Below are 6,884 nucleotides of genomic sequence, written 5' to 3'. Positions count from 1 at the left end.
TACGTTGGTGAAAATGGTGAAAAATATATTGACGCTAACACCTGACCTGCTGGGCCATGTCGGGCGTGGTCGATATGTCGCTCGCCACGATCTCCTTGGTGCGGAAGTCCAGCGTCGGGGCCCAGTAGGCCTTGCCGCCCGCCACCTTGGACTCGGTGACGTCCGTTCCCAGCTTCCGCCACGGGGCCCCGGCGTCGAAATCCCTCGCGATCACGTTCTCGAACGTCCTGCCGAGGACGCCTTGTACGAGTTGTGCCTGTGGTAGGCCGTCTCGCGTCTGATACCGCAGCGAATCCCCATCTCGCGCATCATCTTGAGCACGGTCTTGTCGGCTATCACGGCCCCCTCTTCCGCCCTGAGGCACATCGCTATCTGCCGGTGCCCGCAGCCGTTGGCGGTGCGCGAGAAGATCTCGGCGGCCGCCTCCCAGAGCTCGGGGCGCGTGGGCCTCGGCGGGTGCGCGAGGGCGTAGTAGTAGGTCGACCGCTTGAGCTCGGCGCATGCGAGCAGGTGCCCGAGCGCGTGCCCCTCGGCGCGCAGGGCCGCGACCGCTTCGGCCTTCGCCCTGGTCAGAGCCCGTCCCTCTCGACCAGGGCGCGTAATTTTTTTAGGTAGGCCACCTCGGCCTCGAGCCTACGGCACCGCTCCTCGAGCTCCTCCTCGCGGGTCCGCGGCCTCGCCTTGGAACCCTTCGGCCGGCCCTTGGGCCTCGGGCGCAGGGCCTCCGCGCCGCCCCGGCGGTATAGCGCGCACCACTTCTTGAGCGGCGACATCGACATTATGCCGAACGCCGCCATCGCCTCGGTCTTCGTCATGCCGCCGTCGACGACGGCGGAGGCGGCGGCGACCTTCTGCTCGTATGTGCACCTGCCCTGCTTTCCGTCCATGCGCAGCAGCACCTCGCTCCCGAATGCGCGGTATATCTCCTGCCATCTTCTCACGGCTTCCACGGGAAGCGAAAGGGCGATCGCGGCGGATTTATACCCGTGCCCGAGCTCGAAGAGCCCTATGGCCGCCTTCCTGGCCTCGATATCATGCTTCACTCTCAAGTCAACGCGCATAAAGAAAGCCTCCCATTTCTCATGTCCAAGAAATGGGAGGCAGTTCATTAGCTACTTGCGGAGGGCGTTGTCTAGGGTGGCTGCCGCGACCAGGGGGTTGTCGGTGCCGGCGAAGAGGCGGATGGTGCTCCCCTGCTTACCTCGCGGAGCAGAGAGGCGCGTCGTTGCGCCGCCGGCGGGCGATGTGCGAAACTCCCCCGGCAAAGCATCGAACAGCTCTCCCGCGCTACGCTCAATAAGGTCAAATTCAACTGCTGGCCCAAATCCGTGCTCCAGGATTCCCGTTGCAACAGCATGGTCAGGATGCGAGCTCAGCCCGGGATAGCGCACGTTGCGCACCATTTCGTTGGCGGCCAGATACTCGGCCAGCGCACGGGCGCGGTCGAAATGCTCCTGCATGCGGGCATCGAGCGTGTCCAGCCCCCGCTCCAGCACACCCGCCTCCTCGGTAGAAAGGTCGAGTGACAAAGCACGGCAACCCGCAAACAACGCATTCGCGCACTCGGCAGCAGCATCCACATGATGGCGCTTGAGCTGCGAACGCGCCACCGAAGCGGCAACGAGCTTGCGCGGAGCCTTGCCGGCGCACACGCGATCGAGCGCCTCGAGCGACAGCGCAGCACCCAGCCGCAGCGAATCGCAGCCAAAAGCCGACGCCACAGTGTTGTCTACAACCAGCAGCGCATGGGCCTCACGCGCCGCCCGACCCAGAGCGCGCAGATCGGGCACACGCAGACCAAACCCGCCGATGGAGTTCACAAACCACCACAGGTGCGGACCCTCGGCATCAAACGAAGCATCAAAGCCCTCGGACGCAGCGGCAAACGCCTCGGCGGACGGCGAGCCCACCAGCGCGACATCGCAGCCATCAAAGCCGCACGCAAACGCATCGGCAAAGTCGTCCGCAAAGGCCACCAAGCGGTCACCGGGACGCACAATCCCCAGCTGCGACAGCGCTGCCGGCACATGCGGGGCCGCAAGCAACCGCGCCTCACGCGCACCGGTCCTCAAAGCCCAGGCCTCTTCTAGCTGCTGTACGCCCATGCGGTACCGTCCCTTCAAAACAAAAACCCACGATGCGGGTGTTCCCCGCATCGTGGGCAACGGCTGCAGTATAGCGCCGATAGGCGACTGAACGCCTAAATGTTGAGCGCGCGGTAGATCACGTAAGCCTAGACATTCATCAGCTGATGGCCGAGCTTGAGCGTCTTTAAACCGCTCTCCCCCTCCACGCCATCGAGCGTATTGAGCAACATATTAGTCGCCTCGACGCCGCTGGTCAGGTAGCCGTAATGCACGGTGGGAATGCCGTCCGTCAGCGCGCGCAAAAATGCGTTGTCGCCAAAACCGCTCACGCGACGCACACCCTCGCCCATGCCGCGAACCTCGTCAAGAGCGCGCAGGGCGCCGGCCGCCATAGTATCGGTCGCGCACGCGATAAACGAAACATCGGGATCGACGGAGAGCAGTTCGCGTGCAGCGCGATAGCCCGAGTCGAGCGTAAAGGACCCCTGGCAAATCAGGCTCGGATCAAGTGCCACGCCCGCGGCGCGCAAGCCGGCCTCAAAACCACGACGACGGTCATAACCGGCGGCGCGGTCTTCCTCGGTAACTCCGATGTAGGCGATCTTGCCCTCAGCACGCTTCGCGAGTGCCTGACCCAGCTCGAAAGCGGCCTCGTAATCGTCGTGATAGACGCACGCCGCGCCCTCGACATGTTGGCCGATCAACACAATGGGCACACGGCACGACTCAATCGCCCGGCGATGCTCGCCGGTAATCATAGTTGCCACCAGCACAATGCCATCGACCGGATGGTTTTGGAATAAATCGAGGTATTCGAGCTCGCGATCGGGGACGTTATCGGTATTGGCAAGAAGCATCTGGTAGCCGCGGCGGCCAAGCACCTGCCCGATGCCCGCCGTAATGCGGCTCACCGACTCGGAATTAATCTTAGGCACGATGACGCCGATGAGCTTGGTGGAACCGGTTCGCAGCGCGCGAGCCTGGCTGGATCGCACGTATCCGGTCAGCTCAATCGCCTGCTTAATGCGCTCGGCCTTGTCCGCCGAGATATACCCACCATTGAGGTAGCGCGAGACGGCGGCGCTCGAAACGCCCGCCAGCTCGGCCACATCTTTCATCTTTACCACGAGCACCCCTGTCGTTGAAATCGCTTTCACCATGATACCCGTGCGGAGCTACATGCGTGTCGCAAGACGGGACGTCACGGTCAATTTAGCTGTCGCAGCACGGGCATCGCAGGGCTTCAACTAGAAACTTCGAAATATAAATGCCGAATCAGTCAGACTACCGATTCGGCACCCCGTTACATTTGCACACAGCGGCAGGCAAAATCCAACTCGAGAACAACTTACTCACTTTGGAAAGATGCATCGCTGTCCGCTGCCAATTCCGAAGGAAGAATTGCCGGCAGCGTCAAAGCCCCCATGGGCGAAAGTCCAGTAACGACCATCAGATAGCTCTTAGCGTGACCATACGCCATGGAAATCGCATTAGAGAGAAGATAACGGCGCGCTTCATCGTCTGAAATGTCGAACGGCATTTTTGTTGACACCGAAATAGCAACCGTCACATCAGCGCGCATTTTTTCCTTTGCATCGTCCCTATCAATCAGACTGCCACACACATACAGCTTTAAGTCTGCACGCTCGCCCGCCTTGTTCCTCAATAGATGGACGTCCTGATAGCTAACGTCAACTTTTAAATCCATATTCTGGGAGGGCTCATTCTCGATATGAAAAGTTGAGTCGACAACAAACAAATGAACAACCTGAATAGGCGCAATGAAATCCTTGCTCATGCAGCCAAACCTCCCGGAATCATCTCAAAGTTCAATCGTTTCGCCGAGCAGTCGCTGTTAAATGAAGACCATTGTTCTCGGACAGAATTATTAGACGAAGAAAACGGCGCCTCATTCGAATAACTGGAAATGACCTGAGGAATGATTTTGATACCCAACGCAAGCTCAAACTTTGCGATTGTTTTCAGCGTCATGTTGGGCTGAGAATTCAACAATTTCGAAAGCGACTGAAGACTCACGCCCATACGCTTTGCCAGCTCACTTTTACTCAAGCCCGAGCGCTGCATCTCGCGATGAACAATAAACTCAATATCTAGTGCGTGCTCATAGGCACGGGTTTCGCTCGTTTCCGTTTGCGCGTAAAAGTCTGATAAATCGACCTTAACCATTACAAGTCTCCGTTTCGTAAGCGGGCAAAAAAGCCGACGCTATGACTCCAAAAGCTGCTTTGCTATCGGGGCCAACTGTTTTGCGCGTTTAATTTCTTTGGAAATATTTCCCGAGCCTTGATGGCCCTTAAACCAAAAAAGCAAAACAATCTTGTCCACGCCTTGGCAAATCGCGTAGACCATTTCTCGATTAACCCCATCAAAACCCTTGAGTTCGTATAGTCCAATCTTAGGCTCGATACATCGAAGCTTTGACGTTCCAGTGACATCCTTTAGCCCGTAATCATAGATTTTTGAAATCTGATTGATCATTTTACGGGCGGTAAACTTCGTTTTAGGATCAGACATCATCTTCTGAAATTGAGAGTTCTCAGGAGAGGTGGTTAGTTCCCAAAAAGGTCGTCCCTCGGGATCAGCATATTCGACAAGTTCATAGTCACTAACCAAAGGCCACCCCCTCCGCCTCAGATAAAACCAAATGTGGTTAACTTATAGGTTAAGTTTAGTCAAATTCAAATACAGGGCAAGCCCCAAGCCGAGTTCAAGCAATCTGCATTATTAACTCAGAAAAATGTGGGAAAGAAGCGGCAGAAACTACATTGGCAAATAAGGCCCCCGCGAAGTGCCCGAACTTTTATGGTGACCAACAAAATACCTAGGAAGACGAGGGCAAGGCACGCAACCGCCCAGTCACCGTGGCCGGTCTTAGGGAGCGCGGCGGCTTGCGTTGTTGCGGGCTTGGTCTTTTTGGTGGTCTTGGTCGCAGGCGTCTTGATAGACGCGGGCGCGGGCTTGGCGTCCGACTTGGGCGACGAATCAGGCGTGGGGGGCGGGTTTTCACTGGGCTTGGTCTCATCACCGGGCTTTTCTTCGCTACCGGGCTTTGTATCCCCCGCGGGATTGCCACCGGTGGGCTCATCGATACCGGGCTGGGTCTTCCCCGCCGGCGGCTGGGCGCCTGTGGGTTCAATTACCACATGCTGAGCAACGACCCCACTGACGTCAATCACGCTGGAGCTACCAAAGGCCCCGCCCGTCGGCGACACAAACAGTGCAGACGTAAGCGAGCCGCTCTTGCAGGCAACGCCCGCGCTGGCGCCGGTCGCATCCACCCAATGGGCATCCACGACAAACCGGCCATCGGAGGCGTACACGCCAAAGAAGCGGCAGTCCTCGCCCGATCCGCCGCTAGCAGCAACAACGCGTGCGCCGCCCAGCCGGGGCCCGAGACACCCGGCTCGTCGTAGGTCTGCCCCGCGATGGTAAGGCCATCCGCACCCACAGCATAAGAAGGCCCGCCCAGCAAAACGCATAGGCAGGCCAGGCGAGTCTCGAAGAAGCGGAAGACGGCCTCATGCTGGAGCTACCGCATCACGTATAGCCAACGAAGCGCGGGCGGGACGCCACCAATGGGCAACGTCCCGCCCGCTCTGCGCAATCTTATGCGCATCCAACTTGTAGAGTAAATTCATCGCTCGCGTCGATTACGACCCCAATATTTCCTTAGGAAACACACTCGATAAATCGTTAACACCCATAGCGAAAAGCACCTTTGTGCTGGCATCGTTACTGAGCTCGTCACTCAACTTGAGTGCATCAAGCAGTATATTTCGGCGTAACATCTTATAGTCATCCTCAGCCAGCACTAGCTCAAGATCGCTTAAAACCCCTACTAGATTGACATCGTGAGACGGAGACACCCTGGCGCAGAATAGGCGTTCGTCATGCGCACAGATATTTCGAAAATCTTTAATATGATCGTATGCAAGTCTTAGCCTACGCGGGCTGATGCGCTTATCGACTTCATGCGTCTCGGAATAAAGATCAGAAAACGACTTGGCAATGGAATTTCTCATGCTTTCTGGCTGAAACTCATAGAACTTGAATGCCTGACCAAGCATCAAATAATTCATAAGAATCCATACCGGCGTATTGTCGTGATTATTCTCATAATGCCGAATGTAGTCCCTTTTATAATCGCTTTTCCATTTTTGAGACCTACACAGCACCTTCTCGAAATCACCAATAAGCATGTCGATCTTTTTTCGATAACCAGCATCGGCACGGTAGGATCTTCTATCCAGGTATGCCTCCGGGCTATCTTTATGGGCCATTGCGAAACGATAAGAACAGACGGTTTTAAGAATCGCTTCCGCCTTGTTAAAGTACTCAAACATGAGCAGACGCAATGAACGGTCAAATTCGAATAAACGATATATATCAGAAAACTTCGTACCTTTTACGAATAGCTCGTGGCAAGAATCTCCGCGCTGGTCGAGAAATAAATCCTTGTAGCCGTTAATAACCGGATAGTATCCCTCGCGCTCCAAAACTAAACGAGTATTGTTATCGCATTCGAGTCCACGGCTTTCAAGAATAGCAATCTGCTCATCAATAGATTTAAATGGTTTATCCATTTGGACCCCTTAAACGCGAAAACCGCCTTTCGGCGGTTCCCACGGACCAAGCCGGACGTACCGTCGCAAGGCCTCATCACAACGATTACTTTAAGGGAAAACTCAGGGTCCGTCAATCCGATATCACCAATCTGAGCGAGACCGACATACGCCCCTTGATTATCAACTTTATCCGAACACCTCCCACATTCAT

10 protein-coding genes are annotated in these 6,884 nt (G+C 56.3%); all 10 read right to left on the bottom strand.

The genetic code is table 11. From position 1 onward, the window contains the following. Nucleotides 1-34: 34 nt before the first annotated feature. A complete protein-coding gene (locus DW899_RS10715; RefSeq protein WP_199570316.1) occupies nt 35-214 on the bottom strand; it encodes a hypothetical protein in 180 nt (59 codons plus the stop codon). After that, nucleotides 211-510, bottom strand: coding sequence for an IS3 family transposase (locus DW899_RS10935; protein ID WP_255415086.1), 300 nt, complete (start codon nt 508-510; stop codon nt 211-213). The genes DW899_RS10715 and DW899_RS10935 overlap by 4 nt, the downstream gene beginning before the upstream one ends. A 59-nt stretch (nt 511-569) precedes the next feature. After that, nucleotides 570-1,061: a helix-turn-helix domain-containing protein gene (locus DW899_RS10210; protein ID WP_117801023.1), complete on the bottom strand. Its 492-nt coding sequence runs from the start codon at nt 1,059-1,061 to the stop codon at nt 570-572. Nucleotides 1,062-1,112: 51 nt separating this feature from the next. Then, entirely contained in the window at nt 1,113-2,105 is a 993-nt protein-coding gene (locus DW899_RS10205; protein WP_158566611.1) for a PLP-dependent transferase, read from the bottom strand. A 128-nt stretch (nt 2,106-2,233) separates the two neighbouring features. Then, nucleotides 2,234-3,205 (bottom strand): LacI family DNA-binding transcriptional regulator, encoded by a 972-nt coding sequence (locus DW899_RS10200; RefSeq protein WP_233539968.1) that lies wholly within the window; start codon nt 3,203-3,205, stop codon nt 2,234-2,236. A 230-nt stretch (nt 3,206-3,435) separates the two neighbouring features. Then, nucleotides 3,436-3,885, bottom strand: a complete 450-nt coding sequence (locus DW899_RS10195) for a hypothetical protein (RefSeq protein ID WP_055251170.1) — start codon at nt 3,883-3,885, stop codon at nt 3,436-3,438. Then, complete coding sequence (locus DW899_RS10190; protein WP_117786888.1) at nt 3,882-4,274, bottom strand: helix-turn-helix transcriptional regulator; 393 nt, start codon at nt 4,272-4,274, stop codon at nt 3,882-3,884. The genes DW899_RS10195 and DW899_RS10190 overlap by 4 nt, the downstream gene beginning before the upstream one ends. A gap of 39 nt (nt 4,275-4,313) precedes the next feature. Beyond that, a complete protein-coding gene (locus DW899_RS10185) occupies nt 4,314-4,721 on the bottom strand; it encodes a hypothetical protein (RefSeq protein ID WP_117786887.1) in 408 nt (135 codons plus the stop codon). 116 nt (nt 4,722-4,837) lie between these two features. Next, nucleotides 4,838-5,401, bottom strand: coding sequence for a hypothetical protein (locus tag DW899_RS10180; RefSeq protein ID WP_147349612.1), 564 nt, complete (start codon nt 5,399-5,401; stop codon nt 4,838-4,840). A gap of 357 nt (nt 5,402-5,758) precedes the next feature. Next, nucleotides 5,759-6,691, bottom strand: coding sequence for an Abi family protein (locus tag DW899_RS10175; RefSeq protein ID WP_117801006.1), 933 nt, complete (start codon nt 6,689-6,691; stop codon nt 5,759-5,761). Nucleotides 6,692-6,884 lie beyond the last annotated feature (193 nt).

This window comes from Collinsella sp. AM41-2BH, assembly GCF_003468085.1.
Lineage (GTDB): Bacteria > Actinomycetota > Coriobacteriia > Coriobacteriales > Coriobacteriaceae > Collinsella.
This window is presented reverse-complemented; position numbering and strand designations above follow the sequence as displayed.